This is a genomic window from Mesorhizobium sp. CNPSo 4688 (assembly GCF_057784295.1).
The window spans coordinates 113,200-139,568 of sequence record NZ_JBWLUY010000014.1; the positions used below are offsets into that span (position 1 = coordinate 113,200).

Consider the following 26,369-nt stretch of genomic DNA (forward strand, 5'->3'; position numbering starts at 1 on the left):
GGATGTGACGCTGGAAAATCCTGATCTCTTGTATAAGCTCAGCTTATGCGAAGCCTGCGCCACCTCCTGCCCTCGGCCGGCAGCCTGATCGTCTTCGAGGCGGCGGGCCGGCTGTCGAGCTTCACCGCCGCCGGGCGTGAGCTCGGCATGACGCAGGCCGCCGTCTCCTATGCGGTGCGCGGGCTGGAGGAACAGCTCGGCGCGCAGCTCTTCCAGCGCCGCCACCGCCAGGTGATTTTGACCGAAGCCGGCGAGCGTTTTCATGCCGATGTCTCGCTCGGCCTCTCGCATATCCGCAAATCGGCGGAGGACCTGCGCCTGCAGGCAACCGGCGGCCATGTCACGCTTGCCGCCTCAACTGCCTTCGGCTCGTTCTGGATGATGCCGCGCCTGCAGCAGTTCCGCGACGAACTGCCGGGTATTGATCTCAGAATCCAGACCGCCGACCGCGACCTCGACATCATCGCCGAAGGCATTCCGCTCGCCGTGCGCGGCGGCGAACCGCGCGACTGGGCCGACTATCATTCGCTGCCGCTCGCCGACGAGGAGATTTTCCCGGTCGTCGGCGCCAGCTATCTCGCAAAGTTCGGCATGCCGAAAAGCGTCGAGGAGCTGGCCACGCACCGACTGATCCATCTCGAGGAACCTTATCGCGAGGCGGCGAGCTGGGACGAATGGTTCCAGTCGGCCGGCGGCAGCCTCGGCGACACCGCACGCGGCCTGCGCATCAATGATTACGGCCTGGTGATCCAGGGCGTCATGGAGGGCCAGGGCATCGCACTCGGCTGGCGGCATCTGGCCGAACGGCTGCTGGCGACGGGGCTGCTGGTGCCGGTGACGGATCACGTGCTGAGGACCGGCAAGGCGTTCTATGTGGTTTGGCCGAAGAACCGGGAATTGAGCGAGAATGCGCGCAAGGTCAGGGATTGGCTGGCCGCGCAGGCGTGAGAAGTCGTCTCGTTACGCAATCACCATCGTGGAGTTCCTTCACACCCCCCTCTGTCCTGCCGGACATCTCCCCCGCAAGGGGGGAGATCGGATACCGCCTCGACCTTCGCCAATTTTCAACGTCCAAAGGCTGGCGAAACGATGAAGCTGCCAATCTCCCTCCTTGCGGGGGAGATGGCCGGCAGGCCAGAGGGGGGTGCTGTCCCGCTGGCGTATCCGATGTTCCGTAGCATCAACGCTTCCGCAGCCGTCTCGAATCCGCCTATAGTGCCCCATGCCCATTCGCCAGCTTTCCGAAACGATGATCAACCAGATCGCCGCCGGCGAAGTCATCGAGCGTCCGGCGAGCGTGGTGAAGGAACTGGTCGAGAATGCGCTCGATGCCGGCGCCTCCCGCGTCGAGATCGTCACCGCTGGCGGCGGACTGAATCTGATCCGCGTCACCGACGACGGCTCGGGCATCCCCCAACCGGAGCTGTCGCTGGCGATCGCGCGCCATTGCACCTCCAAGCTCGCCGACAACATCCACGACATCCGATCGCTCGGTTTTCGCGGCGAGGCGCTGCCGTCGATCGGCTCGGTGGCGCGGCTGTCGATCCGCTCGCGCACGGCCGCGGGCGACGCTGCCGCCGAGATCGGCATCGAAGGCGGCCGGGTTTCGGCTGTCAAGCCGGCGGCCGCCAACCGCGGCACCACGGTCGAGGTGCGCGACCTGTTCTTCGCGACGCCGGCAAGGCTGAAATTCATGAAGGGGGAGCGGGCGGAAAGCTCTGCCACCAGCGACGTGGTCAAGCGCATCGCCATCGCCTTCCCCGCCGTGCGCTTCACGCTTGCCGGCTCCGACCGCTCGACGCTGGAGTTGCCGGCGACCGACGACAGCGCGGAAGGCAGCCTGCGCCGCGTCGCCCAAGTGATGGGCGCCGAGTTCCCAGACAATTCCGTTGCCATCGACGCCAGCCGTGACGGCGTGCATCTGACCGGCCATGTCTCGATCCCGTCCTTCACCCGCGCCAACGCGCTGCAGCAATATGCCTATGTCAACGGCCGGCCGGTGCGCGACAAGCTGATTGCCGGCGCGATCCGCGGCGCCTTTGCCGACGTGCTGCCGCGCGACCGGCACGCGGTCACCGTGCTGTTCCTGACACTCGATCCGGCGACCGTCGACGTCAACGTCCACCCGGCCAAGGCCGATGTGCGCTTCCGCGACCCGGGCCTGGTGCGCGGGCTGATCGTCGGCGCCATCCGCGAGGCCCTGGCCAATGCCGGCATCCGCGCCGCCACATCAGGCGCTGCCGGCATGATGGCGGCGTTCCGGCCGGGCGCTGCGTCCTATGCCCATGCCGGCCCGGCCAACGGCCACCGCAGCTACGACGCGGCCTACCGGCCGTCTGGCTCCGGCGGCTTCGACCCATCGCACTCGCCACAGCGACCGCTTGATATGGGTTACGGCGAAGCAAGGGCGCAACGAAACGGCTTTGCCGACAACGACCAGGCGGCGTTCGATGCCGGGCCGCTTGCCAGCGCCGATGCGCGTGCCGGCACAGCCGAGCCGACCGAGACGCTGCTCGGCATGGCGCTGGGCGCGGCCCGCGCGCAGGTGCACGAGAACTACATCGTCGCGCAAACCAGGGATTCGCTTGTCATCGTCGACCAGCATGCGGCGCATGAGCGGCTGGTCTACGAGGCGTTGAAGAATGCGCTGCATTCCCGCGCGGTACCCTCACAGATGCTGCTTCTGCCTGAAATCGTCGACCTGCCGGAAGAGGACGCCGAACGGCTGGCCCTGCATTCCGAGACGCTGGCCCGCTTCGGCCTCGGCATCGAGCGCTTCGGCCCGGGCGCGGTGGCGGTGCGCGAGACGCCGTCCATGCTGGGCGAAACCAATGTCCAGCAACTGGTGCGCGACCTTGCCGACGAGATCGCCGACAATGACACGGTCGAGACACTCAAAGAGCGGCTGGACAAGATTGCGGCAACCATGGCCTGCCACGGCTCGGTCCGCTCCGGCCGCCTGCTCAAACCCGAAGAGATGAACGCGCTGCTGCGCCAGATGGAGGCGACGCCGGGATCCGGCACATGCAACCATGGCCGCCCGACCTATATCGAGCTCAAGCTCGCCGACATCGAGCGGCTATTCGGGCGGCGGTAAGCCTGTGAGCGGCAACTCGACGCTCCAGTTCCAGTTCGAAGCCGAGGTGATCCACTGGCGGGGTCCTTCGCCATACTTCTTCGCGCCAATCCCCGCGCAGCATGGCGAAGAGATCAAAAAGGTGGCAAAGTTCGCGACCTATGGCTGGGGGGTGATACCTGTCGAGGCCACCATCAATGGCGTCACGTTCGGTACATCGCTGTTTCCCAAGGACGGCAGCTATCTTTTGCCGTTGAAGGATGACGCCCGGCGCAAGTGCAATCTAACGGCAGGCGATTCGATTTCCGCGTCTATCGCGATACGCCTTCGCTGACGACAACGACGCCTGTGGGCTACTGCGTGGGCAGTGTCGTCTCACTTCTTCAGGCGATACTTCTTGATCTTGCGGTCAAAGACATACTCCTCCTCATAGCCTGCGCGGCCGTCGTAGAAATTCACCGATATGATGTCCTTGCCCCGTTCTGTCTGCTTCTGCACATTCCAGTAGATGGGGGTCATCAGCATGCCCGCATTGCAGAGGTCGCCGCCGAATTTGATGGTCTGCACGACCTTCTTCCGCTTCTTGTTGATGACCTGCATCTTTGTCATGCAGATTCCGTTGTCGGTTTTCGTGTAGATCCCGGCAAACCGGTCGGTGGCCGTCTGCGCCCAGAAGGGAATCTCGACGGTTCCTTCGACCTTGCCCTCCCCGGTATCGTCAAGGCCCGCGACCTTCCTGAGACTGACCGGAAATTTGTCGGCGCCCTTGCTCCAGCTGCCCGTCAAGACACCGTCACCAAGCTCGAGAGAAAACGGGCATCCAGCGGTATCAAGGCCTGTTTTTTTGCCCATGACGATGACGCGCTCAAACTCTTCGTCATCCGCAATCGCGCAAAGCGCAAGGCCGGCGCCACTGGCTTTGCCGTAGAGCGCGATCGGACTTTGCTTCGCGTCATAGAAGTAGCTGCCCTGGACAGTGAGGCCGCTGCCGAAACTGTAGGTTTGCAAGGAGAGATGGACGGGATCGGGACCGATAGACCCTTCGTAGTTTTCTACGTGATACCAACCTGCAGTGGCTTTGCCGCTGAGCATCAGCAAGCAGAAGACCGCTGATACGAACTGCCTGACCATCCCGACCCCCCGGTGAGTTTCAACGCACCATAGCCACCCGGTCGGGTCCTGTCTGCACTGCAGCGGCAGTCGGATATCTCGTGAGCTGCGAAGCTCCGGCGGGGCTCTCACTTTGATTCGAGAAAGGCGTCCAACGCTTTGATCTAGCGCTTCAAATTCACCACGATGACGCCGCCAAGCGCCAGCGCACCTCCGAGGATGCCGAGCAGCGTTGGCACTTCGCCCAGCCAGAAGAAGCCGATCAGGGCCGACATGGGCGAAACCAGATAGAGGAAGTTTGACGCGCGCGCCGCAGGCAGACGCGAAAGAGCGGTTGCCCAGGCGGCATAGGCGATCAGGCTCGGCACGATGCCAAGAAAGATCACGGCGCCGATCCCGGCTGTGTTGGCGACCGCTGCCTGGGCAAAGCCGCTTGGCAGAAAGGGCGCCAGACAAAATGCGCCAAGGATCATGTTCGAGGCCGAGATGGTCAGCGGGTGATGGCGGGCAAACAGCGGCTTCTGGACGATGGTGTTGACGGCCGAGCACAGCGCGGAGCCTAGAACCAGCAGCGCACCGGTGTCGAAATGCAAGCCATTCCCGTCGGCCACGGCGATGATGCCGATACCGGCGAAAGAAATCGCCGTGCCGAACCAGGCCCACCCTGAGAAGCGTTCGCCCAGCAATGCCATTGCCATGATGGCGGTGAAGATCGGGCTGACATTGATGATGAAACCGGCCGCACCTGCGGACACTGTCAGTTCGCCATAGTTGAGCATGACCGTGTAGAGCGCGACGAAAATCGCGCCGCCAAAGACGAGGCGCCACAATTCGTCGAGCCTCGGCAGCGCCGGGCGCTTGACGGCAAGGAAGATCGCCGCCGGCACCGCGGCAATGGCGAAGCGCAGCGCACCGAGTTCCAGCGGCCCGAAGGCGGCGAGGCCGGCGCGGATCGCGGGAAAGGCGGACGCCCAGCCGACCACCGTCAGCGCAACGGCGATGGCTGCCGTGGCGTCCATCCGTTGTGTCGGATTCGACGTGCTGGTCGTTGCGCTCATCTCACTGTCCTTCGTGTTCTTGGGTCTCGAAAGCCAGAAAGCGCCTTTTCGACGCCGTTGACAAACGATCAAATCGAGGATCACCTGTGACTATGGATCACAGCTCAGACACAATGGTGCCGCTCGAGACACTGCGGGCCTTCGATGCGGCGGCACGCACCGGCAGCTTTTCGGCCGCCGCTGAGAAGCTCAACATCACCCATGGCGCCGTCAGCCGGCAGATCGCCAAGCTGGAGGACTGGCTGGGCCTGAAAGTGTTCGACCGCGGCGCGCGCGGCGTCTCGCTGACCATCGAGGGCAACCGTCTGCATCTGCGCACGGCGGAAGCTTTTGCGCTGATCTCCACCCATTCCGACCGCTGGGTCGAGCCGCGCGGCACCGCCGTGGTGCGGCTGACCTCGATCCCCTCGGTCAGCGGGCTATGGCTGATGCCGCGCATGGCGGCGCTTGAGAACAATCCCAGCAAGCTGCGCATCGTGCTCGATGTTGACATCCGCCAGGCCGACCTTGCCGACGAGGGCATCGACCTGTCGATCCGCTGCGGGCGCGGCGGCATTCCGGGCCGCATCTCGGTGAAGCTGTTCGAGGAGCATGTCTTCCCTGTCGCCGCACCTGGCCTTGCCCGCGAGATCGGCCGCGGCGACCCTGCCCGGCTGCTCAAATTTCCGCTGATCAACGATTCCGATGCTTCGGGCTGGCGCGCCTGGTTTGCCGCGCAAGGCATGGATTACCGCCCGCGCCCGCAGGACCGCCGCTTCGAGGACTACAATCTGGTGCTGGATGCCGCCGCCTATGGGCTCGGCATCGCGCTGGCGCGGCCGCCATTGACCGGGCAACAGCTGGAGGCGGGCCGCATCGTCGCCGTCGATGAGCGCACCGCGCTCAACCCGGTGTCATACTGGCTCGACCGGCCGCTGGGACGGCCGCGTACTGCTGCCGCCGAACTTTCACGCCGCATCGCAATCGAGGCGGGGCTGGCGATGGAAAAGATGGAAGCGTTCCTCGAAGCCGAACGCTAGCGACGATCGTTCGGTGCTCAGCGAAGCACCAGCAGGACGAACCCGATAATCGCGACAGCCAAAAACCCGGTCCCCACCGCCATCAGCCCGATACGCATCTCTTGCTGGCTTTCGGGCTGGACTGCGCCATTCGATCGAGGCGCCGCCTGCCCTCGTTTCGCCGCTGCATTGGTTGCGGAGGCACGAGACTGCGGCGAAACTTCAGGGACGAGAAAGGCAAGCCATGGCAGGCCTGCGGGTTTCGCAGCAGCGCCATCGTCGGTCCTTGGCGGCAGCACCGGCAAACCGTGCTGAGCGTCGTCGTTTGCCGGTGCTGCCGCCACGGCCCGTATCGGCCGCCCCGCACCATCTGGCGCCCCGGCGCCTGGTTCGGCAATTGCCAGATAGGCCTGCAGGATTTCGGCCGATCCTGTCTGCTGCGCCTTGGCGGGGGTGGCAGACAACAGCGCCTGCAGCGTTGGCGCCGCTGCCGGCGGCAACGGCGCGCCGGATGGCGGCGATGGCTGGACCAGCGCCTTGATCAGCGCCGTTTTCGCCGGGTCGGCCTTCGCCGACGGCGCCGCTGCCAATATCATGGCTTCGCGCAGCAGGGCGGTCAGGCGGGTGGATGAAATGTCCATGCCGGTCCAATAAGAATGGATTGCGGCGCGACGATAGCGCCTCTGCATTGCGTCAAGCTTGACCTTGCCGGCAATTTATGGCGATGAAATCAGCATGAACTCTGGCATCACCCCATGATGAACCGTTTCGAAGGCCCTGGCGGCAAGGAAGCCCGGATCCGCTATCTCGACGGCGATTTCCAGGTCACCAGCCCCGGCGCATTCGTGCGCTGCGCGGTGACCGGCGAGAGCATTCCGCTGGATGAGCTGAAATACTGGAGCGTCGCCAGGCAGGAGCCCTATGTCAGCGCCGCCGCCTCGCTGCGCCGCGAGATCGAAACGCATCCGGAACTGCGCAGCCGGCGCTGACGCCAGCCCCCTCCTGCCGGACCGGACCGAACTCAGCCCCGCAGCTTGCGCTGGCGCCAGGCGTCCAGCGTCTCGTCGATGATGCGTTCGGGCACATTGTCGAGCTCGAACGTGGCGTCGATCTCCAGCACGTCGAGTTGGCCAAGGAATTCGGCCGAGGCTGCACCATGGCGCAGCCGGGCGGCGTCCTTGGCGGTGGTGACGAGGCCCAGTCCCTCGCGGCGCGCGGTTGCCGCGAGTTCGGCGAGTTCATCGGGGGCATAAAAGTGATGGTCCGGAAACGATCGGCTCAGCGCCACCTCCGCGCCGGTGCCGCGCAGCGTGTCGAAGAATTTTTCGGGGTGGCCGATGCCGGCAAAGGCGAGGAAACGCCGACCGGCGAAGCGTTCCTTGCCCCCGGGCTCGGCATGTGCCTCGAAGATCGGCCGGCCGGCGCGCGCGGCCTGGCGCACGACCTGGTCGGCGGCGGTGCCCTCGCCCATCTTCAGCAGCCCGTCGGTGAAGACAAGCTGATCGACGATGTTGGCGCGCAGCGGCCCACCCGGAATGACGCGGCCATTGCCGATGCCGTAGCGGGCGTCGACGACGACCAGCGCATAATCGATATGGATGCGCGCGCTCTGAAAGCCGTCATCCATGATCAGGAAATCGCAGCCATGGGCCTCCATGAGCAGTTTGGCGCCGGCGGCGCGGTTGGGGCTCACCGCAACCGGCGCATGCTCGGCCAGAAGCAGAGGCTCGTCGCCGACATGCTTGGCGGCGTCGTGGCTGACATCGACGACATGCGGCTGCGCGAACGAGCCGCCATGGCCACGCGACAGGAAGCCGGGATTGAGCTGCATGCGCCTGGCCTGCTTTGCCAGAGCGATGGCGACCGGCGTCTTGCCGCTGCCGCCGACGGTGAAATTGCCGACGCAAAGCACTGGCGCGTCGATCTTTTCGCGCGGCGCCCGGCGCATACGGCGGCCGGCGACGAGGGCATAGGCGGCCGATAGCGGCGACAGCGCGAAGACCCGCCAGTCCGGCGCTTCCCACCAGAAAGGTGGCGCTTCGGACGCCACCCTAGCGCCCGTCGGCGCCCTTCAGGCGCGACTTGACGATCAGCGGCTGGATATAAGGCTCGAGCGACTTCAGCGTGTGCGCCAGCGCACCGCGCATCTGGTCGACCGTGGCGGCACCGGCCGCCATCATCTCATGGCGGGCGACTTCATTGCTCAACAGGAAATTGACGGCACCGGCCAGCATGTCGCGGTCGCGCACCAGCTTGGCGCCACCGCTGTCGAGCAGACGCTGATAGGCTTCGCGGAAATTCTGGACGTTGCGGCCGGCAAGCACAGCGGTGTCGAGCATGGCCGGCTCCAGCGGGTTCTGGCCGCCTTCCGAGGTCAGCGAGCGGCCGACAAAGGCGATTTCCGTCAGCCGGAGATAAAGCCCCATCTCGCCGATCGTATCGCCGAGCAGGATATCGGTGTCGGCGGTGATCCGGTCGCCCTTGCTGCGCCGAGCCAGCTTCAGGCCCATGCCGGAAATCTGCGCGGCAAGCGCTTCGGCGCGGTCGGGGTGGCGCGGAACGATGATCGTCAGCAGTCCATGGTGGCGCTTGTAGAGCATGGCGTGGACCTCGGCGGCGACCACCTCTTCGCCGTCATGGGTCGAGATCGCCGCCCAGGTCGGGCGGCCGGCGATCTGGCGCTTCAGCGCCGCCAGAGTCCTTTCGTCGACCGGCGGCGGCAACGTGTCGACCTTGAGGTTGCCGGACACGGTCACCGGCCGGGCGCCAAGCGCGCGAAACCGTTCGCCATCAACATCAGACTGGGCAACGACATGGGCGAGGTTCTCGAACAGCGCCTCGGCGATGTTGGCGCGCTTCTTCCAGGATTTGAACGAACGGTCGGACAACCGGCCATTGACCAGCACCTGCGGCACGCGACGTGCGCCGAGTTCAAGGATGGTCATCGGCCAGATCTCGGATTCGGCGATGATGGCCAGGTCCGGCCGCCAGTGATCGAGGAAGCGGCTGACCGCCGGCTTGAGATCGAGCGGCACATATTGGTGGATGATGCGGTCGCCAAGCCGTTCGTCGGCGACCTGCGCCGAGGTCACCGTGCCCGTCGTCAGCACGATGTTGACGCCGTAGTCGAGGATGCTTTGCACCAGCGGCACGACAGCGATGGTCTCGCCGACGCTCGCGGCATGGATCCAGATCACCGGGCCTTCGGGACGCGGCCGCCCGGCGACGCCATAGCGCTCGCGGCTGCGGCTTCGGTCTTCCTTGCCCTGCGACGTCCGCCAGGCCACATAAGGCCCGATCAGCGGATAGGCGGCCGCTCCGGCGAAGCGGTACGCCGTCAGGAAGGCGCGTGCCCAGCGCTCACTCATGGATGCCGTCCACGAGGCGATAGGCCTCAGCGGTTGCGGCATTGAGCGCGGTCGTGACTTCCTGGCGCTTGCGCTCCATTTCAGACTCATCGGCATCCGCCGCCACGAAGATCGGCGTGCCGATGGTAACAGCGGAACGGCCGAATGGCAGGTTGACGGTGGTTTTGTCCCAGCTCTTTTCCAGCACCTTGCGGCGGCTGGTGGCGATAGCGACCGGCAGGAGCGGCCGACCCGAGAGGCGCGCCAGAAGAACGATACCAAGGCCCGCGTCGCGCGGCGTGCCATGGGGAATGTCTGCGATCATGGCGACGTTCTTGCCGGCGACGAGCGACTTTTTAAGGGCGATGAGCGCCTTGGCGCCGCCCTTGTCGAGATGCTTCGTGCTTTCACGCCCGCCCGAACCGCGCACGGCCTCGATGCCGAACTTCTCCAGCATCAGCGCATTGAGCTCTGCATCGGCGCTGCGCGACACCATGGCGACCAGCGGCTTGCGCTTGGGATAATAGGCCGGCGTCAGCAAGTGCTGGCCGTGCCAAAGCGCGATGATACCGGGTTCGAACTCCGAATAGCCACCGGCCGAAAAGCGTGCCGATCCGGCGACCAGCGGGCTGGTTATGCGAACCAGCCGCACGTACTGGGCGAGCAGACTGGCAATGGCGTTTTTGACGAATCGCGACTGTGCAAGCGGTTCGCGAATCTTGCGCCAGAACGCCTTGGTCGTACGACTGCGGCCCCTGCCCGTGGGCGCGGCTTCATTCGCTGGCCCTTTCGCCAGATCATGATCCATCGAAGTCAACCGACCGCCTTATTTTCGGGGTCGAGCAGCCGATGCAGATGGACGACGAAATAACGCATATGGGCATTGTCCACGCTGGCTTGCGCCTTGGCTTTCCACGCGCTGTGCGCGGTTTGGTAGTCCGGATAGACGCCGACGATGTCGAGCGCGTCGAGATCGCGGAACTCGGTGCCACCCAGCTTCTTCAGCTCGCCGCCAAACACCAGGTGCAAAAGCTGTTTCTTTCCGTCTTCCGCGGCCATTTCGGTCCTTCACATATTGTGAGTTTGTGACAGGTCTAGACCAAAGCTGTCGACTTTGGAACCTTCGATCACGCTTCCGTACCGGCAATGACGCCGGCAAGCACGGTGAGCAGCTTCCCGCTGCCGGCGACCAAGGCTCCGTGACGGATCACCTCGCCGGCGTAAAGCGGCGCGCGGCCATGCCCGTCGAGCACGGCGCCGCCGGCTTCGCGCAGAATGAGATCGGCGGCGGCAATATCCCAGTCATGCGCGTTGGGCTTGACGAAGGTGGCGTCGAGCGTGCCGTTGGCGACCATCGCCAGCCGGTAGGCGAGCGAGGGAATGTGCGCCGCGCGATGCACCCTGCCCTGCCACTCCGCCGGCATAAGGTCGATCAGCTGCTTCAGCCCGCCGATTTCGACCGTCTCGTCCAAGCGGCGCACGGCAATGGGCTCGCCATTGAGGAATGCGCCCTGTCCGGGCAGCGCCCAATAGGTTTCGTCCTTGGCCGGGCATTCGAGCACGCCGGTGAGCGTGCGGCCATCCTCGACCACGGCGACGCTGACGCACCAGGAGCGCAGGCCTTCGAGGAAGCCACGGGTGCCGTCGATGGGATCGACGACAAAGGTGCGGCGCGCCAGAAGCCGCGCCGGATCGTCGGTAGTTTCCTCCGACAGCCAGCCATAGTCCGGCCGCGCCGCGAGCAGGGTCTCACGCAAATAGGCATCAGCCGCATGGTCGGCCTCGCTGACCGGCGAGGTGCCGCCCTTCATCCACACTTGCGGGTTTTTGCCGAAATAGCGCATGGCGATGGCGCCGGCCTCGCGGGCGGCGTCGCGCAAAAGCTCAAGGTCTTCTGCAGCCGATATGACCGGGTCACGCGCCGGCAAGGGTCATGCCTTCGATCAGCAGCGTCGGTGCCGCGGTGCCGAAATTACGGTCGAGGTCGCTCGCCGGCACCATGTTGAGGAACATCGTCTTCAGATTGGAGGCGATGGTCACCTCGGCCACCGGATAGGCAAGCTCGCCATTGTCGATCCAGAAGCCGGACGCGCCGCGACTGTATTCGCCGGTCACCATGTCGACGCCCTGGCCGAACACTTCGGTGACGTAAAAGCCTGATTTCAGCGACTTGATCAGATCTTCCGGCGTCCTGTCGCCCGGCTCGATGGCGAGATTGGTCGATGACGGCGACACTGAGGAACCGCTGCGCGCACCGCGTCCGTTGGTGGTCAGTCCCAATTCCCGCGCGGCGGACGTCGACAGGAACCAGTGCTTCAGCACGCCGTTTTCGACCATCAGCAGCTTTTCGCCCTCGACGCCTTCGCCGTCGAATGGCCGCGAGGCCTGGCCGCGGCGCCGCAGCGGCTCATCGGTGACGGTGATGTCAGCTGAGGCGACCTGCTTGCCCATCATCTCGCGCAAAAAACTGGTCTTGCGCGCCACCGAGCCGCCGTTGATGGCGCCGGCAAGATGGCCGGCAATGCCGCGCGCGACGCGCGGATCGAACACGACGTTGACCGGACCGGTCGCCGCCTTGCGGGCACCGAGGCGGCGCACGGCACGCTCGCCAGCCTTGCGGCCGATCAGCTCGGGGGCGTCGAGATCGGAAAAATGCTGGTGCGAGGAATATTCGTAATCGCGCTCCATTCCGGTGCCCTCGCCCGCAATGACGCTGGCCGAGCGCGAAAAGCGCGAGGCGACATAGTGGCCGACAAAGCCGTTCGACGTCGCGAGCACCAGTCCGCCCAGCCCAGCGCTGGCGCTGCTGCCGGCCGAATTGGTGACGCCCTTGACGGCAAGCGCTGCTTCCTCGGCGGCCAAAGCCGCTTCCTTCAATTGATCGGCCGAGACCTCGGTGGCGTCGAACAGATCGAGGTCGCGCACCTTGCCGACCAGCAAGGCCGGATCGGCGAGACCCTGAAAGGGATCCTCGGGCGAGACCTTCGCCATCGCAACGGCGCGCTCGGCCAGCGCCTTGGGGTCCGACGCCGCTGTCGCCGATACGCTCGCCACCCGGTTGCCAACGAAGACGCGCAGCGAGACATCGTCACCCTCGGAGGCCTCGGTGTTCTCAACCTTGCCCAGCCGCACCGACACGCCGGTCGAGCGGCCGCGCACGGCAACCGCATCGGCAGCATCGGCGCCAGCCTTTTTGGCAGCCTCGACCAGAGCCGCGACGCGGTCGGTCAATTTCGCTGCCTCTGATGTATCGGTCATGGGCATGGTCCTGGCTTCAAGCCGCGCCGGGCGGTAGCGGCTGCTGCACCATCTATTGTTCCGCTGCGGCTTGTGCAATGGCGGACCGGCAATTGCGCCGCTGCGGCATAGCGCCCGAGCAGACCGCAACGCCGCGTCGGCACCTCAGGCCAAGGCGATGGTGATGATAAGCCGACTGCGCGGCGGCAAGGCTTCGAACTTTCTCGAAACAGCAGCCCTTTCCACAGGACGCAGGGTTGACGCCCGCTTTCGCCTACGATTAAATCAATTTGATTTACATCATAGGCCAGTCTGCTCAGGGAGGAGAAAAGATGCTCGGTCGCGTGCAACCATTCAACCAGTTGGTACCCGGGCGCGAGCGGTTCAGCCGGCGCCGATTTTTGGCGTTGGGCGGCGCGGCTTTGGCGTCAGTCGCCCTCGCCTCGGGGATGAAGCCGGCAGCGGCCGAATCGGTGCTCGCCATGCATATTGAGGAGCAGACGAGCTGGGTGCAGAACTTCAATCCTTTCGACCTTGGCGGACGCCGCCAGAGCACGATGGATTTCGTCTACGAGCCGCTGGTCATCTTCAACGACTATGACGGCGGCAAGCCGATCTTCCGGCTGGCGACAGGCTACAAATTCTCCGACGATCTGAAGTCGATTACCTACACGCTGCGCGACGGCGTCAAATGGTCGGACGGCAAGCCGCTGACCTCGGCCGACATGAAATACACGCTCGACCTGATGCTCAAGAACAAGGCCGTCGATATCGTCGGCGTCAGCGAAAGCGTGGCTTCGGTTGAGGCGCCCTCGCCGACGGAAGTGAAGATCACGCTGAAGGACGTCGACACGCATTTCCCCGAATCGATGGCCGATTTCCCCATCGTGCCGGAGCACATCTGGAAAGATATCGCCGACCCGCTCACCTTCAAGAACGAGAAGCCGGTCGGCTCCGGCCCGATGACCGAGATCCGCCGCTTCACGCCGCAGGTCTATGAGCAGTGCCGCAACCCCAATTATTGGGACGCTGCCTCGCTGCATGTGGACTGCCTGAAGCTGCCGCAGATTGCCGGCAACGACCAGATGCTGGCGCTTTTGCCGGAAGGTTCGATGGACTGGATCGGCTCCTTCCTGCCCGAGATCGACAAGACCTATGTCGCGCTCGACAAGGACCACAACGGCTACTGGCAGCCGCCGGCGGAAACCATCGCCTTCGAGATGAACTTCAAGACCGCCAATCCCGGCCTGGCCGAAGCCTTCGGCGACATCAATTTCCGTCATGCCTTCAGCCTGGCCATGGACCGCACGGCGATGGTCGACATTGCCGGCTTCGGCTATCCGGTGGTCAATCTGCACGCGAGCGGCCTGCCGCCGCGCTTCGACGCCTGGCGCAACAAGGCCGCCGAAGGCGACAAGGACGTGTGGATGACCTACGATGTCGACAAGGCCAACAAGGTGCTTGACGACGCCGGCTACAAAAAGGGCGCCGACGGCATGCGCACCACGCCGAAGGGGCAGCCGATCGCCTTCGTCATCATCGTTCCGAATGGCTGGACCGACTGGATCGACGCCGTGCAGATCGCCACCGAGGGTCTGCGCAAGATCGGCATCAATGCTTCGGTTGCCACGCCGGAATACGAGCAGTGGCAGAAGCAACTCCTGGACGGGTCTTTCGACGCCGTCATGAACTCCCGTCCCGACGGCCCGACCCCGTTCCGCGGCTACTACCAGACGCTGTCGACGGCGTTCGCCGGGCGCATCGTCCACGCCGACTCGCGCTACTCCAATCCTGAACTCGACAAGGTGTTCGACGACTACCGCAAGGCAACCACGGATGAGGAGCGCAGGAAGCTGTTCGACCAGGTGCAGGTGATCATCGCCGACGATTTCCCTGTCGTGCCGGTGTTCAACGGCCCGACCTGGTACCAGTATTCGACCAAGCGCTTCACCGGCTGGGTGACCAAGGACGAGCCGGTGATGAACCCCGAGAACCACGACAACAACCGCATGCGGTTGATGCATCTCCTGCGGCTGAAGCCGGTGCAATAAACAGTTAAGCCGCCTTCCCCTCTCGACTGCGAGGGGAAGGCGGCGATTTGCACGGGCAGGCGAAGCGGATCAGGCTACTCTCCTGTTCGCACTGCTTGTGACACCGGTCGAAACGGAGACCAACGGGGAATGACGATGCGGATACCTCTTCGGCGGCTGGGCGTTTATTTCGCCGCCTTCCTGTTTGCCGTCGTCGTAAACTTCACGCTTCCCAGGCTGATGCCTGGCAGCCCGGTGGACTCGATGATCGCGCAGCTTGGGCCGCGCGCCACGCCCGCGGCCATCGAGGCGATCAAGGCCCGTTTTGGCGCCGTGCAGCAGCCTGTCTGGCTACAGTTCGTCGACTATCTGAAGGGGCTCGCCACCTTCGATCTCGGCGTGTCGGTGAAATATTATCCGCAGACGGTCACGCAGGTGCTGGCGAGATCGGCCGGCTGGACGGCGCTGCTGATCACCTGCGCCATCATCTTTTCCCTCTGCGTCGGTGTCTCCCTCGGCGCAGTGGCAGCCTGGCGGCGGGGCGGACGTTTCGATGCGTTCGTCTCGCCGTTTTCTGTCGTCCTGAAAGCCATTCCGCCAGTCATCTTCGCGCTCGCGGCGCTGTTCACGTTCGGTGTGGCGCTGCGCTGGTGTCCGGTTGGCTATGCCTACAATCCCGACCTCGATCCAGGGCTCAACTTCACCTTCTTCGGCAGCGTGTTCTGGCACGCCGTCCTGCCCGTGCTGACGCTGTCGCCTCTGATGATCGGCGAGTTCCAGACCACAATGCGCTCCTCGATGATTTCGGTGCTCGGCGAGGACTATGTCACCATGGGCCGCGCCAAGGGCCTGTCGGAAACGGCGGTGATGTTCTCCTACGCGGCGCGCAACGCGATGCTCCCCGTTCTAACCAATCTGGCGCTGATGCTGGGCGCGGTGTTCGGCGGCTCGATCGTCACCGAGATCGTGTTCAACTACCCAGGCCTCGGCCTGACATTGTTCACGGCGAGCGTAGCGCGCGACTATCCGGTCATCCAGGGCCAGCTTCTGTTGATGACATTGGCGACGCTCGGAGCCAATCTGCTGGTCGACATCGTCTATGGCGTGGTCGACCCGCGCGTCAGCGAGGAGCGGGCATGAGGTTCGGGCTGCAACTCCTGCTCCGGCAAAAGAAGGCGGTGGCCGGCTTCATCATCGTCGCGGCACTTTGCCTGACGGCGCTGGCAGCACCCGTCCTGGCGCCGAACGACCCAGGCGCGCGCGTCGGCCGCTCGCATCAGCCGCCGACGATCGAGCATTATTTCGGCACCACCAAGATGGGCCGCGATGTCTACAGCCAGTTCGTCTGGGGCGCCCGCTCCTCGCTCGCCGTCGGCTTCGCCACAGGTTTGGCCATTACGGCACTCGGCACGGTGATCGGCCTCTTCGCCGGCTATTTCGGCGGCCGCATCGACGCGACGCTCGATCTTGCCACGAACGCAGTGCTGGTCATTCCCAACATCCCATTGCTCATTCTGCTGGCGTCTTTTGCCGGAACAGTGGGGCCGATCACCATCATGACGATCATCACGCTGACCTCCTGGCCATGGGGCGCGCGCATGACGCGGGCGCAGATGATGGGGCTGCGCAACCGTGAATTCGTCACCGCCGCGCGCATGGTCGGCGAGCCTTCATGGCGCATCATCTTCGTCGAGATCCTGCCCAATCTGGTGCCGTTGATCGGCATCAACATCGTCGGCTCGATCATCTACGCCATCGTTGCGCAGACCACACTCGAATATCTCGGCTTCGGCGATCCGCTCAACGTCACATGGGGCACCATGCTCTACAATGCGCAGAACTCGTCGGCGATCATCGTCGGCGCCTGGTGGGACATCGGTGCGCCGGCCCTCGGCATCGCGCTGGTGGGCTTGGGGCTGGCGCTGCTCAATTTCACCTTCGACGAGATCGCCAACCCGCAGTTGCGCTCCGGTCCGGCGCTCACCCGTTGGCTGCGACTGACCAGGCTGCGCAAGCGCGAATTGGAGGCAGCACGGTGAGCGGACCCCTGCTGCAAGTCCGCGACCTCAGCGTCGACTATTTGCTAGACAAGGGTGCCTTCCGCGCGGTGAAGAACGTGTCGTTCGATATCGGCCGCGGCGAGCTGTTCGGGCTTGCCGGCGAATCTGGCTGCGGCAAGAGCACCATCGCCTATGCCATTACGAGGCTGGCCAAATCGCCGGCCTGGGTGGCGGGTGGCGAGATCCTGCTCAACGGCCAGGATCTTTTGAAGCTCACCGAAGTGGCCCTGCAGAAAGTGCGTTGGAGCCGTATCGGCATGGTGTTCCAGAGCGCGATGAATTCACTCAATCCGCTGATGCGGGTCGAAGACCAGTTTCACGACGTGCTGCGCCGGCACAACAGCTTCAGCCGCGCGCAGTCGCGGGCGCGCGCCGAGGCGATGTTCAAGCTGGTCGGCATCGCCGCCAACCGGCTGCGCGATTATCCGCACCAGTTCAGCGGCGGCATGCGCCAGCGTATCGTCATTGCCATTTGCCTGGCGCTGGAGCCGGAACTGATCATCATGGACGAGCCGACGACGGCGCTCGATGTGGTGGTGCAGCGCGAGATCCTGGAGCAGGTGATCGACCTGCAGCGCGGCCTCGGCTTCTCCGTGCTGTTCATCACCCACGATCTGCATCTGATGTCGCAACTGTGCAACCGTATCGGAGTGATGCTGAAAGGCGAACTGGTGGAAGTCGGCGACGTCAGCCAAGTAAGCCGGGCGCCGGTGCATGAATATACGCGCAAGCTGTGGGGGGCGATCCCGCAACTGCCGGCGCGGGCGCGAGTGGCCGTATGAACGCGCTCCCCTCCTCGCTCTCGGCAGTGGTCAACGCCGAACCCATTATCGCCCTGGAAGCGATCGAACGCAGCTTCGGCGTTGTGCAGGCGCTGCGCGGCATCACGCTGGCGCTGCGGCCCGGCCGGGCGCTGGCGCTGGTCGGCGAATCCGGCTGCGGCAAGACCACCTGCGCCCGCATCATCGCGCGCATGGACCATCCGACATCAGGAACATTGTCTTTTCGCGGCCGTGACGCGACCAAAGCCGGCACCGCTGAGGAAGAACGCGCGTATCGCCGCGCGGTGCAGATGGTGTTCCAGGATCCGTTCGCCTCGCTCAATCCGGTGTTCACCGCGCATCACCATTTGGCGCGGCCGCTGGCGCTGCATGGCCATGCCAAGGGCAAGGCAGCACTAACCAAGGGCGTGTCGGAACTGCTTGCCGGCGTCGGCCTCGACCCCGATCTGACGGCGCACAAATTCCCGCACGAGCTGTCGGGCGGACAGCGCCAGCGCATCAACATCGCCAGGGCGCTCGCCGTGCAGCCGGAAGTGCTGGTCGCCGACGAGCCGACCTCGATGCTCGACGTCTCGATCCGGCTCGGCATTCTCGACCTGCTGGCGCGCATCAAGCGCGAGAAGAGCCTGGCCATGCTCTACATCACGCACGATATCGCCACCGCAGCCCATGTCGCCGAGGACGTCATTGTGATGTTCGCGGGACAGATGGTCGAATGGGGCGCGACGAATGCCGTCATCGGCGATCCTCACCATCCCTACACGCAGCTTCTGCTGTCGGCCGTGCCCGACCCGGACCGTCCCTTCGTACCCGGCGACAGCGCGCGTTTCCTTGGCCATGCCGAGGAGGTGCGGCAGCGCTCGCGCCCGACATCCACAGTCGTGGACCAGGTCGGGCCGGACCATTTTGTGCGCGCACTCGGCGCGGCTTCTTAACGGACATCGCAATGGATTATCTGGTCAATCTCTCCGTGCTAGCAGCCGACCCCGCGCTCGACCAGCGCGTGGCGAAGGCCGGCGTCACCATCCGCCGCGCCCTGGCGCCGGAATATGAGCTGGTCACCGACTGGGTGCGGCGCAAGTTCAGTGCCGGCTGGGCCGGCGAGACGGCTGTTTCGATCATGCGCCAGCCGCCGACCTGTTTTCTGGCCTCAAGGGCGGAAAAACTGGTCGGCTTCGCCTGCCATGAGTCGATCGCCCGCGGCTTTTTCGGCCCCACCGGCGTCGACGAGGCGGTGCGCGGCCAGGGCATCGGCCATGCGCTGCTTTTGGCCTCGCTGCTCGATCTGAAAACCATGGGCTACGCCTACGCCATCATCGGCGATGTCGGCCCGTCCGAATTCTACGAACGCACTGTCGGCGCGACGCAAATCCCCAATTCGGAGCCCGGCATCTATGCCGGCCTGCTGAGATCGGCCGACTGATCTTTTCACGCTTACACATGAGATTGCCATGACCGAGACACTTGCCCTGCGGCTGGAGAGTTTTTGGACGCCCGCATCGGACAGCCAGGCGCTGGCCTATTCGCTGAAGCTCACCAACGCCTCAAAGCAGGCGCTCAAGGATTTCCGGCTCTGCATCAGCGGCCCGGCGCGGATCGACCCGGCGGCCGCCGTCGAAGGTGCCACGCTGGTCGAGCGGCTATCGAACCATGCCGAATTCGTACCGCCCCCCGGCTTCGTGCTCGAACCGGGTGCTGCCTGGACATTGACGGTGCGCGGCCTGAGTTATCCGCTGCGGCACTGGACCGACGGCGCCACCGGCGCGTACCTGGTGCTCGCCGATGGCAGCGTCCAGCGCCTTTCCGTCGAGCCGACGAAAGCGAAAGGCGACAACGCGCCACTGAAGCGCGGCGCCGAGCCCTACCCGGTGCCGGCCGTGGCGCCAGTCATCATTTCGGTCATCCCATGGCCGCGCCAGGTCGAGGTGTCCGGTGCCCTGCCCGTGCCGGCCGGCATCGACCCGAGGCCGCAAGGCGAAGAGGCCAAAGCTGCGGCCGCTGCTTTCGCTGAGCTCAGCGCCAGGCTGTTTCCGGTCGAAGGACTTGTACGCCCAGCGGCGGAAGGCGGCTTCCCGATCAATCTTTCCCGCAAAGACGGATTTGGGCCGGAAGCCTATGCGATCGATTTCGCAGCCGAGGCTGCGACGGTGTCAGCGGCGACGGACACCGGGTTTCTCTACGGGCTGATCACGCTCGGCCAGATCCTGCGCGGCGCCCGAAAACATCCGGCAACCTTCGTCTTCCCGGCGCAGGGTCAAATCCATGATGAGCCGTCAATGGGCTGGCGCGGTTGCCATCTCGATACGGCGCGCCAGTTCTATGCCTCGGCCGAGGTCGAGCAATTCCTCGCCATTTTCGCCTGGAACAAGCTGAACCGTTTCCATTGGCATCTGTCCGACGACGAGGCTTGGCGAGTCGAAATATCGGCCTATCCGCAACTGACCGGCATCGGCGCATGGCGCGGCCATGGCCTGCCGCTCCCCTCGCTCCTCGGTTCGGGTCCAGGTAAGACCGGCGGCTATTATACGAAGGCTGCGATCCGCGACATCGTCGGGCTTGCCGGCCGGTTCGGCATCGAGGTGGTGCCGGAGATCGACGTACCCGGCCATTGCTACGCCATGCTTAAAGCGCTGCCCGAGCTGCGCGACCCCAGCGAGCACGGCGACTATTTTTCGGTGCAGGGCTTTCCCAACAACTGCCTCAACCCGGCTCGCGAGGAAACTTACCGCGTGCTCGAAACGATCTTCGACGAGATGATCGAGCTGTTCCCTTTCAAGGCCATCCATGTCGGCGCCGACGAGGTGCCGATCGGCGCCTGGTCGGGCTCGCCGCAGGCGCTGAAACGGCTTGCCGAACTCGGTGGCGAGGCGCTGGCGCAATCGCATGCCAAGCGGCTCGGCGTGGTCACTAACACGCATGGCGCCGACGAGATCGACGGCTCGGGTGCTGCCGTTCTGCAAGCCCAGTTTCTCAAGCGGATCCAGACCTTCCTGGCATCGCGAGGCTGCATCACTGGTGGTTGGGAGGAAGCCGCGCACGGCAATGTCATCGACAAGACGAAAAGCTATCTCAATGGCTGGCGCAACGTCGAGGTTTCGGCCGCACTTGCCGGCGAAGGCTACGACATCGTCGTCAATCCGGGACAGGTCTATTACCTCGACATGGCCAACAGCCAGGAATGGTCGGAGCCGGGCGCTGCCTGGGCCGGCTGGTCATCACCCGAGAAACTCTACGGATTCGATCCCATCGAAGGCTGGAGCGCAACACAGAAGAAGCATTTCCTCGGCGTGCAGTGCTGCATCTGGTCGGAACCGATGACCGACCGCACGGTCTTCGACCGGCTGGTCTTTCCCAGGCTTTCGGCGCTTGCCGAAACCGGCTGGTCCACGCCGGAGCGAAAGTCATGGGAACGATTCCGTGCGCTCGCCGGACTGATGCCGGCTCTCTACGGGGTATCCTAGCGTCGGACTTCCGTTCAGGTCGTCCGCATCAGCTTGTCGTAGCGCTTGGTCAGCCGGTCGCGCTTCAAGCGCGACAGTTTTTGCGTCCAGAAGATACCGTCGAGCTGATCGATCTCGTGCTGGTGGCAAACCGCCAGCAGTCCATCGGCGTCCTCGAAGCGCTCGTTGCCATCCAGATCCTGATAGCGAACCCGTACGCTTGCGTGTCTCTCGATCTCTTCGGTGACGCCGGGCATCGAAACGCTGCCTTCCGTATGGCGGATCACTTCGGGCGAGGCCTCGACAATGGATGGATTTACATAAATCCCAGACTTAGAGGCCGAAGGCAGTTGTATCGCCACCAGACGTTTCAAAACGCCGATATGCGGGGCGGTGATGCCGATCCCGGGCGCTGCGTGCATAGTGTCGATGAGATCGTCAGCCAGACTGGACAAGCCGCTGTCGAACAGCTCGACCGGCTCCGCGACAGCACGCAGGAGCGGATTGGGAAATCTTATGATCGATCGAACCGCCATAAGATTTCAGCCGAACGGTTTCTGCAGCACGTCGAATTGCGGGTTGGTTTCCGAAAAGATCGGCAAGGCGGCGGCACCGAGAACGGACGTGTCCTTGCCGGCCGCACCCACCAGCACGCGCGGCGTGGTGCGGGCGCTGGTCGCGCTGACGGAGAGATGCAGCGGCTCGAGCCGGCTCGCCAGTTCCTCGATCACCGACAGCGGCATGAAGCCGCCGAGAACCACGGTTTCCGGGTCGAGCGCGAGTTCCAGCACGTCGATCGCCTGGCGCAGCGGCTCGACGGCGTCCGCGATCCAGGCGTCGAGACGGCTGTCGCCCTTGGCCAGCAATTCCTCGAGCAGCTCGGGCGAGGCATGGTCGGGGTCCGGCAAATCGAGCGTCTCGTATGCGGCGCGCAGCGAGACGTAGCGCTCCAGGCAACCGCGCTTGCCGCAGCCACAGGCCAGACCGCCCGGCCGCACGATGATGTGGCCGATCTCGCCGGCATTGTGCCGGCTGCCCTTGTAGAGATGGCCGTTGAGGAACAGCCCGGCGCCGAGGCCGGTGCCGATGAACAGATAGACGAAGCTGTCGAGGTTTTTGGCCACGCCGTAGAGGCGTTCGCCGATGGCCGCTGCTGTGGCGTCGTTTTCGACCATCATGGGAATGCCGGTGAGCCGCTGCAACTCTTCGGCCACCGGAAAATCGTGCCAGCCGGGCAGCGCCGTCGGGCCGACGGAGGTCAGGCCCTCGACGCCGAACGGGCCGGGCATGCTCATGCCGATGCCAAGCAGCCTTGTCCGGTCGAGACGCGAGGTGGCGATCAGTTCGGCGGCTATGGCGGCGAGCAGCGGCATGGCCTCGGCAGGCGTCGGCCGGTCGACGTTTTTCTCGATACGCGCGCGCATCGTGCCGGAGAGGTCAGTGACGACGCCGACGGCAAGCTGATGGTCGAGCTGCAGTCCGATGGAATAACCGCCATCGGGGTTGATCGAATAGGGCACGGCCGGCTGGCCACGCGCGCCCTTCAGCGTCGCCTCCGGGCGCAGCAGTTCGGTGCGCTCGAGCTCTTCGACAATGTTGGAGATGGTCTGCGACGACAGCGCCGTCAGCCGCGCGATCGACGCCCGCGACAGGGCGCCATTGGTGCGGATCGCCTCGATCACCACGCGCCTGTTGTGCGACTTGGCCTGTTCGAGATTGGTGCCGGAGATGGCTTTTCTGGATGTCATATGGCTTGTTACCGGGCTCCATAATCATAGAATACCACTTTAGAAAATCAAGTTGATTTAATTTATGCACACAGATTCTGGCCGGCAGGATCGCATCCATTTCAGAACGAACTATGGAGATCCGATAGTCCTGCTTTCGTCGCCAAGGTTCTGGCGCGGCGCAGCCAGAAGCGGCCGCATAAGCCGCCCTGCCTGTCCTTCAGGCGACGGGCGTCCAGATGATGTCTTCGATCCTGGTTGCCCCCGTCGCAAGCATCACCAGCCGGTCGAAACCGAGCGCCGAGCCGCTGGCTTGCGGCATGAGGGCAAGGGCTGCGAGAAAATCCTCGTCCAGCGGATAGCGCTCGTCATAGACGCGCTCTTTCTCGTCCATCTCGGCGGCGAAGCGCCGGCGCTGCTCGGCAGCGTCGGTCAGTTCGCCGAAAGCGTTGGCGAGCTCGACGCCACAGCAATAGAGCTCGAAACGTTCGGCAACGCGCGGGTCCTCGGCGCTAGGTCGAGCAAGGGCCGCTTCTGAGATCGGATAGCCGTACAGGATGGTGGCCCGCCCCCGCCCCAGCACCGGTTCGATCTTTTCGACCATCACGCGGCTGAACAGGTCCGCCCAATTGTCATCGTCCGCCGTGCGCAGGCCGGCCTTGACCAGCGCTTGATGGAGCGCGTCGCGATCCGTGCTGCCGTCCACGGCCACCGTGGCGAGAAGGTCGATGCCGGCATGGCGCTGAAACGCTTCGGCCACGCTCAACCGCTCCGGCTCGGCGAACGGATCGGCCTCGCGGCCGCGAAAGCGGAAGGTTTTGGCGCCGGCCCGCTCGGCCGCCAACGTGAGCAGCTCGGCGCAGTCGGCCATCAGGCTCTCATAGGTTTCGCCGACCCGGTACCATTCGAGCATGGTGAATTCCGGATGATGCAAAGGGCCGCGCTCGCGGTTGCGCCAGACCGCACCCAGGCTGAAGATGCGCCTTTCGCCGGCGGCAAGCAGCTTTTTGCAGGCGAATTCCGGCGATGTGTGGAGATAAAGCGGCCGGCGCTCCCCGTCAGAACCAATTGCCTCGGTGGCGAAAGCCGAAAGATGCGCCTCATTGCCGGGCGATATCTGCAGGGCCGCCGTCTCGACCTCGACAAAATCGCGCTCGCCAAACCAGTCACGCATCGCGGCCGCGATGGCGTTGCGCGCCATCAGCCGCGGCCGGCGGTCGGCGTGAACGTCCGGTGTCCACCAGGGCGAGGCCTCGGTCATGGATTTGCCGGGCAACGGAATTGCTGACAGGGCTGGCGGTTCGCGCCAAGATGCGCTACGGCGACGGCTCTCGCAGCCGATTTGCGCCGAACAATCGTTTCAGGCCAACGAAGTCTAGGATTGAAAACCGTGGTGAAGGTCATCGCCAGTTCCCTGCGTAAAGGCAACGTCGTCGACAAGGACGGCAAGCTTTACGTGATCCTCTTTGCCGAAAACATCCACCCTGGCAAGGGCACTCCGGTCACCCAGCTCGACATGCGCCGCATCTCCGACGGGGTGAAGGTTTCGGAGCGCTACCGCACCACCGAGCAGGTCGAGCGCGCCTATGTCGAGGACCGCGAGCACACCTTCCTCTACGCCGATAGCGAAGGCTATCACTTCATGAATCCGGAAACCTACGACCAGGTCGCAGTGTCGGAAAGCGTGGTCGGCGACATGGCGCCCTATCTGCTCGAAGGCATGGCGGTCCAGATTTCGCAGTTCAACGGCATCGCCATTGCCCTCGTGCTGCCGCAGCGCGCCACCTTCGAGGTGGTCGAGACCGAACCGGTGACCAAGGGCCAGACGGCGTCGTCCTCCTACAAGCCGGCCGTTCTCTCCAATGGCGTGCGCACCGCAGTGCCGCCGCACATCAGCGCCGGCACGCGCGTGGTGGTGATGACGGCGGACGGCTCCTATGTGGAGCGGGCGAAGGACTGAGGTGCCAAGCCCCAGTCCTCGTTAATCCCTTGCATTGCCTTCTGCGGCCGCTGGCTCGATAGTCCTGCCAATGTGGCAGACCTTTGTGACCTACTGGCCTCTGATCCTCGTGATCATTCCGATGCTGATGGCCGCCATCGGCATCGTCCACGCCATCATGACGAAGGAAGACGTCCGCGCCGCCACCGGCTGGGTGGGCGTGATGATCTTGTCGCCGTTCCTGGGCGCCATCATCTATGCCATTGCCGGCATCAACCGCATCCGCCGCGCGACGATCAGCGCGATGCGGCCCGTGGCCGGCGAAGCCGAGACAGCCAAACACGACCGCGACATTGCGCTCGAAGCGCTGATCTCAGCCGAATTCGGCCAACGCTTTGCCGGCCTGAAGACATTGGGCGACAGGGTGGCGCGACGCGGGCTGCTTTCGGGAAACGCAATCACCATGCTGAGGACAGGCGACGATGCTTACGCGGCCATGCGCAAGGCGATCGATGAGGCACAGCGCAGCGTCTTGCTCGAGACCTACATCTTCGACAATGACGAGGTCGGCAAACTGTTCGTCGAATCGCTGGCCGGCGCGGTGCGGCGCGGCGTCACTGTGCGCGTGCTGATCGATGCCGTCGGCGTGCGCTATTCCGTGCCCAGCATCCTCACGACTCTCCGCGAAGCCGGCGTCACCGTCGACCTCTTCAACGGCAACATCGTCATGGGCCTGAGACTTCCCTATGCGAACTTGAGAACGCACAGGAAGATCCTGATCGTCGACGGTGCGGTCGCATTCACGGGAGGCATAAACATCCGCAAGGGATTCTCTGCCAAATTCACGGGAACCGCCAGTTCGGCGGATACGCATTTCCAGGTCACTGGACCGGTCGTGGCCGACCTGTTTGCGGTTGCCGCCGAGGACTGGCGCTTTGCCGGCAACGAGGCCCTCAAGGACGAGGTCTGGCACGTCGAGAAACCCTCGCCGCCGCCCGGTCAGCCAATCCTGATGCGGGCTGTGGCGTCGGGTCCGGACGCCAGCATCGAAACCAACCACAAATTGCTGATGGGCGCATTTTCCGTCGCCCGCAAATCGATCCGCATCATGTCGCCCTATTTCCTGCCGGACCGGGAATTCATCAGCGCGCTGACCACGGCGGCCCGGCGCGGCGTCGAGATCGATATTGTCGTGCCGGCAGTCAACAATCTCTTCCTGGTCGGCCGCGCCATGACTGCGCAATACGACCAGGTGCTGAAGCACTATTGCCGGGTGTGGCGCCATGAAGGGTCGTTCGACCATTCGAAGCTGCTGTCGGTCGATGGCGTGTGGACCTATGTCGGCTCCTCCAACCTCGATGCCCGGTCGCTCAGGCTGAATTTCGAGATCGACCTCGAGGTTCTGGATGCAGGCTTTGCCGCCGAGATCGAAGCGCGCATCGGAGCGGCAATCGCGGCGGCCAAACCCGTGACATTCGCAACCTTGAAAGCGCGGCCATTTGTCATCCGTGTCTTCGACCGGTTGCTATGGCTGGGATCGCCCTATCTCTAATGCATATCGCTCA

At 64.4% G+C, this 26,369-nt stretch carries 26 protein-coding genes; 14 read left to right on the plus strand and 12 right to left on the minus strand.

Annotated features, from left to right (window positions below; translation table 11 throughout):
- Window positions 1-45 precede the first annotated feature (45 nt).
- The 3 genes from AC04SH_RS25435 (at window position 46) to AC04SH_RS25445 (ending at window position 3,410) form a co-directional block, all read left to right on the plus strand.
- Window positions 46-948, plus strand: coding sequence for a LysR substrate-binding domain-containing protein (locus AC04SH_RS25435; protein WP_488577124.1), 903 nt, complete (start codon window positions 46-48; stop codon window positions 946-948).
- Between the two features lie 274 nt (window positions 949-1,222).
- Window positions 1,223-3,097 (plus strand): DNA mismatch repair endonuclease MutL, encoded by a 1,875-nt coding sequence (mutL, locus tag AC04SH_RS25440; protein ID WP_488577125.1) that lies wholly within the window; start codon window positions 1,223-1,225, stop codon window positions 3,095-3,097.
- A 4-nt stretch (window positions 3,098-3,101) separates the two neighbouring features.
- Window positions 3,102-3,410, plus strand: coding sequence for a DUF1905 domain-containing protein (locus AC04SH_RS25445; RefSeq protein WP_488577126.1), 309 nt, complete (start codon window positions 3,102-3,104; stop codon window positions 3,408-3,410).
- Window positions 3,411-3,451: 41 nt separating this feature from the next.
- Here AC04SH_RS25445 and AC04SH_RS25450 read toward each other — a convergent pair whose 3' ends face one another.
- Both AC04SH_RS25450 and AC04SH_RS25455 read right to left on the minus strand, forming a co-directional pair.
- On the minus strand, window positions 3,452-4,207 hold the full coding sequence (locus AC04SH_RS25450; protein ID WP_488577127.1) for a hypothetical protein: 756 nt from the start codon (window positions 4,205-4,207) through the stop codon (window positions 3,452-3,454).
- A 143-nt stretch (window positions 4,208-4,350) separates the two neighbouring features.
- Window positions 4,351-5,244: a DMT family transporter gene (locus AC04SH_RS25455; protein WP_488577128.1), complete on the minus strand. Its 894-nt coding sequence runs from the start codon at window positions 5,242-5,244 to the stop codon at window positions 4,351-4,353.
- A 92-nt stretch (window positions 5,245-5,336) separates the two neighbouring features.
- On the opposite strand from AC04SH_RS25455, the gene AC04SH_RS25460 reads away from it, so the two are divergent.
- Window positions 5,337-6,263 carry a LysR substrate-binding domain-containing protein gene (locus tag AC04SH_RS25460; protein WP_477236491.1) on the plus strand — a complete coding sequence of 309 codons (927 nt, stop codon included), beginning with the start codon at window positions 5,337-5,339 and terminating at the stop codon, window positions 6,261-6,263.
- 17 nt (window positions 6,264-6,280) lie between these two features.
- On the opposite strand, the gene AC04SH_RS25465 is transcribed toward AC04SH_RS25460, so the two are convergent.
- Complete coding sequence (locus AC04SH_RS25465) at window positions 6,281-6,883, minus strand: hypothetical protein (protein ID WP_488577129.1); 603 nt, start codon at window positions 6,881-6,883, stop codon at window positions 6,281-6,283.
- Between the two features lie 114 nt (window positions 6,884-6,997).
- Here AC04SH_RS25465 and AC04SH_RS25470 point away from each other — a divergent pair, with 114 nt between their 5' ends.
- A complete protein-coding gene (locus tag AC04SH_RS25470; RefSeq protein ID WP_112564953.1) occupies window positions 6,998-7,231 on the plus strand; it encodes a DUF2093 domain-containing protein in 234 nt (77 codons plus the stop codon).
- A gap of 32 nt (window positions 7,232-7,263) precedes the next feature.
- Here AC04SH_RS25470 and lpxK read toward each other — a convergent pair whose 3' ends face one another.
- From lpxK to AC04SH_RS25500, 6 genes are all read right to left on the minus strand, one after another.
- On the minus strand, window positions 7,264-8,292 hold the full coding sequence (gene lpxK, locus AC04SH_RS25475) for a tetraacyldisaccharide 4'-kinase (RefSeq protein ID WP_488577130.1): 1,029 nt from the start codon (window positions 8,290-8,292) through the stop codon (window positions 7,264-7,266).
- 1 nt (window position 8,293) lies between these two features.
- On the minus strand, window positions 8,294-9,610 hold the full coding sequence (waaA, locus tag AC04SH_RS25480) for a lipid IV(A) 3-deoxy-D-manno-octulosonic acid transferase (protein WP_477236485.1): 1,317 nt from the start codon (window positions 9,608-9,610) through the stop codon (window positions 8,294-8,296).
- The gene (locus AC04SH_RS25485; protein WP_488577131.1) at window positions 9,603-10,397 is read right to left on the minus strand and encodes a lysophospholipid acyltransferase family protein; all 795 of its coding nucleotides are present in this window, start codon (window positions 10,395-10,397) and stop codon (window positions 9,603-9,605) included. Before AC04SH_RS25485 ends, waaA begins: the two co-directional genes overlap by 8 nt.
- 5 nt (window positions 10,398-10,402) lie before the next feature.
- Complete coding sequence (locus AC04SH_RS25490) at window positions 10,403-10,648, minus strand: DUF4170 domain-containing protein (protein ID WP_477403895.1); 246 nt, start codon at window positions 10,646-10,648, stop codon at window positions 10,403-10,405.
- A gap of 68 nt (window positions 10,649-10,716) precedes the next feature.
- Window positions 10,717-11,517, minus strand: coding sequence for a 3'(2'),5'-bisphosphate nucleotidase CysQ (locus tag AC04SH_RS25495; protein ID WP_488577132.1), 801 nt, complete (start codon window positions 11,515-11,517; stop codon window positions 10,717-10,719).
- Complete coding sequence (locus AC04SH_RS25500) at window positions 11,504-12,847, minus strand: TldD/PmbA family protein (RefSeq protein ID WP_488577133.1); 1,344 nt, start codon at window positions 12,845-12,847, stop codon at window positions 11,504-11,506. Before AC04SH_RS25500 ends, AC04SH_RS25495 begins: the two co-directional genes overlap by 14 nt.
- Before the next feature lie 311 nt (window positions 12,848-13,158).
- Between AC04SH_RS25500 and AC04SH_RS25505 the strand changes: the two genes are divergently transcribed.
- From AC04SH_RS25505 to AC04SH_RS25535, 7 genes are all read left to right on the plus strand, one after another.
- Window positions 13,159-14,877 carry an ABC transporter substrate-binding protein gene (locus AC04SH_RS25505; protein WP_488577134.1) on the plus strand — a complete coding sequence of 573 codons (1,719 nt, stop codon included), beginning with the start codon at window positions 13,159-13,161 and terminating at the stop codon, window positions 14,875-14,877.
- A 135-nt stretch (window positions 14,878-15,012) separates the two neighbouring features.
- On the plus strand, window positions 15,013-15,996 hold the full coding sequence (locus AC04SH_RS25510) for an ABC transporter permease (protein ID WP_488577135.1): 984 nt from the start codon (window positions 15,013-15,015) through the stop codon (window positions 15,994-15,996).
- Window positions 15,993-16,895 (plus strand): ABC transporter permease, encoded by a 903-nt coding sequence (locus AC04SH_RS25515; RefSeq protein ID WP_488577136.1) that lies wholly within the window; start codon window positions 15,993-15,995, stop codon window positions 16,893-16,895. The genes AC04SH_RS25510 and AC04SH_RS25515 overlap by 4 nt, the downstream gene beginning before the upstream one ends.
- Window positions 16,892-17,698, plus strand: coding sequence for an ABC transporter ATP-binding protein (locus AC04SH_RS25520; RefSeq protein ID WP_488577137.1), 807 nt, complete (start codon window positions 16,892-16,894; stop codon window positions 17,696-17,698). The genes AC04SH_RS25515 and AC04SH_RS25520 overlap by 4 nt, the downstream gene beginning before the upstream one ends.
- On the plus strand, window positions 17,695-18,633 hold the full coding sequence (locus AC04SH_RS25525; protein WP_488577138.1) for an ABC transporter ATP-binding protein: 939 nt from the start codon (window positions 17,695-17,697) through the stop codon (window positions 18,631-18,633). Before AC04SH_RS25520 ends, AC04SH_RS25525 begins: the two co-directional genes overlap by 4 nt.
- An 11-nt stretch (window positions 18,634-18,644) precedes the next feature.
- Complete coding sequence (locus AC04SH_RS25530) at window positions 18,645-19,121, plus strand: GNAT family N-acetyltransferase (RefSeq protein ID WP_488577139.1); 477 nt, start codon at window positions 18,645-18,647, stop codon at window positions 19,119-19,121.
- Between the two features lie 28 nt (window positions 19,122-19,149).
- A complete protein-coding gene (locus tag AC04SH_RS25535; protein ID WP_488577140.1) occupies window positions 19,150-21,159 on the plus strand; it encodes a beta-N-acetylhexosaminidase in 2,010 nt (669 codons plus the stop codon).
- Window positions 21,160-21,173: 14 nt separating this feature from the next.
- Here AC04SH_RS25535 and AC04SH_RS25540 read toward each other — a convergent pair whose 3' ends face one another.
- The 3 genes from AC04SH_RS25540 to epmA all read right to left on the minus strand — a co-directional run bounded on the left by AC04SH_RS25540 (window position 21,174) and on the right by epmA (window position 24,126).
- Entirely contained in the window at window positions 21,174-21,674 is a 501-nt protein-coding gene (locus AC04SH_RS25540; RefSeq protein ID WP_488577141.1) for a peptide deformylase, read from the minus strand.
- A 6-nt stretch (window positions 21,675-21,680) separates the two neighbouring features.
- Window positions 21,681-22,886, minus strand: coding sequence for an ROK family transcriptional regulator (locus AC04SH_RS25545; protein WP_488577142.1), 1,206 nt, complete (start codon window positions 22,884-22,886; stop codon window positions 21,681-21,683).
- A 199-nt stretch (window positions 22,887-23,085) separates the two neighbouring features.
- Window positions 23,086-24,126 (minus strand): EF-P lysine aminoacylase EpmA, encoded by a 1,041-nt coding sequence (epmA, locus tag AC04SH_RS25550; protein ID WP_488577143.1) that lies wholly within the window; start codon window positions 24,124-24,126, stop codon window positions 23,086-23,088.
- 129 nt (window positions 24,127-24,255) lie between these two features.
- Here epmA and efp point away from each other — a divergent pair, with 129 nt between their 5' ends.
- Window positions 24,256-24,825, plus strand: coding sequence for an elongation factor P (gene efp / locus AC04SH_RS25555; RefSeq protein WP_477236455.1), 570 nt, complete (start codon window positions 24,256-24,258; stop codon window positions 24,823-24,825).
- A gap of 70 nt (window positions 24,826-24,895) precedes the next feature.
- Window positions 24,896-26,356: a phospholipase D-like domain-containing protein gene (locus AC04SH_RS25560; RefSeq protein WP_488577144.1), complete on the plus strand. Its 1,461-nt coding sequence runs from the start codon at window positions 24,896-24,898 to the stop codon at window positions 26,354-26,356.
- Window positions 26,357-26,369: the final 13 nt, after the last annotated feature.

Bases quoted from the DNA above. Each gene is read 5' to 3' on its own strand.
- AC04SH_RS25435 (WP_488577124.1), top strand. From the start codon at position 46: ATGCGAAGCCTGCGCCACCTCCTGCCCTCGGCCGGCAGCCTGATCGTC.
- mutL (WP_488577125.1), top strand. From the start codon at position 1,223: ATGCCCATTCGCCAGCTTTCCGAAACGATGATCAACCAGATCGCCGCC.
- AC04SH_RS25450 (WP_488577127.1), bottom strand. From the start codon at position 4,207: ATGGTCAGGCAGTTCGTATCAGCGGTCTTCTGCTTGCTGATGCTCAGC.
- AC04SH_RS25455 (WP_488577128.1), bottom strand. From the start codon at position 5,244: ATGAGCGCAACGACCAGCACGTCGAATCCGACACAACGGATGGACGCC.
- AC04SH_RS25460 (WP_477236491.1), top strand. From the start codon at position 5,337: ATGGATCACAGCTCAGACACAATGGTGCCGCTCGAGACACTGCGGGCC.
- AC04SH_RS25465 (WP_488577129.1), bottom strand. From the start codon at position 6,883: ATGGACATTTCATCCACCCGCCTGACCGCCCTGCTGCGCGAAGCCATG.
- AC04SH_RS25470 (WP_112564953.1), top strand. From the start codon at position 6,998: ATGATGAACCGTTTCGAAGGCCCTGGCGGCAAGGAAGCCCGGATCCGC.
- waaA (WP_477236485.1), bottom strand. From the start codon at position 9,610: ATGAGTGAGCGCTGGGCACGCGCCTTCCTGACGGCGTACCGCTTCGCC.
- AC04SH_RS25485 (WP_488577131.1), bottom strand. From the start codon at position 10,397: ATGGATCATGATCTGGCGAAAGGGCCAGCGAATGAAGCCGCGCCCACG.
- AC04SH_RS25490 (WP_477403895.1), bottom strand. From the start codon at position 10,648: ATGGCCGCGGAAGACGGAAAGAAACAGCTTTTGCACCTGGTGTTTGGC.
- AC04SH_RS25500 (WP_488577133.1), bottom strand. From the start codon at position 12,847: ATGACCGATACATCAGAGGCAGCGAAATTGACCGACCGCGTCGCGGCT.
- AC04SH_RS25505 (WP_488577134.1), top strand. From the start codon at position 13,159: ATGCTCGGTCGCGTGCAACCATTCAACCAGTTGGTACCCGGGCGCGAG.
- AC04SH_RS25510 (WP_488577135.1), top strand. From the start codon at position 15,013: ATGCGGATACCTCTTCGGCGGCTGGGCGTTTATTTCGCCGCCTTCCTG.
- AC04SH_RS25515 (WP_488577136.1), top strand. From the start codon at position 15,993: ATGAGGTTCGGGCTGCAACTCCTGCTCCGGCAAAAGAAGGCGGTGGCC.
- AC04SH_RS25525 (WP_488577138.1), top strand. From the start codon at position 17,695: ATGAACGCGCTCCCCTCCTCGCTCTCGGCAGTGGTCAACGCCGAACCC.
- AC04SH_RS25530 (WP_488577139.1), top strand. From the start codon at position 18,645: ATGGATTATCTGGTCAATCTCTCCGTGCTAGCAGCCGACCCCGCGCTC.
- AC04SH_RS25535 (WP_488577140.1), top strand. From the start codon at position 19,150: ATGACCGAGACACTTGCCCTGCGGCTGGAGAGTTTTTGGACGCCCGCA.
- AC04SH_RS25540 (WP_488577141.1), bottom strand. From the start codon at position 21,674: ATGGCGGTTCGATCGATCATAAGATTTCCCAATCCGCTCCTGCGTGCT.
- AC04SH_RS25545 (WP_488577142.1), bottom strand. From the start codon at position 22,886: ATGACATCCAGAAAAGCCATCTCCGGCACCAATCTCGAACAGGCCAAG.
- epmA (WP_488577143.1), bottom strand. From the start codon at position 24,126: ATGACCGAGGCCTCGCCCTGGTGGACACCGGACGTTCACGCCGACCGC.
- AC04SH_RS25560 (WP_488577144.1), top strand. From the start codon at position 24,896: ATGTGGCAGACCTTTGTGACCTACTGGCCTCTGATCCTCGTGATCATT.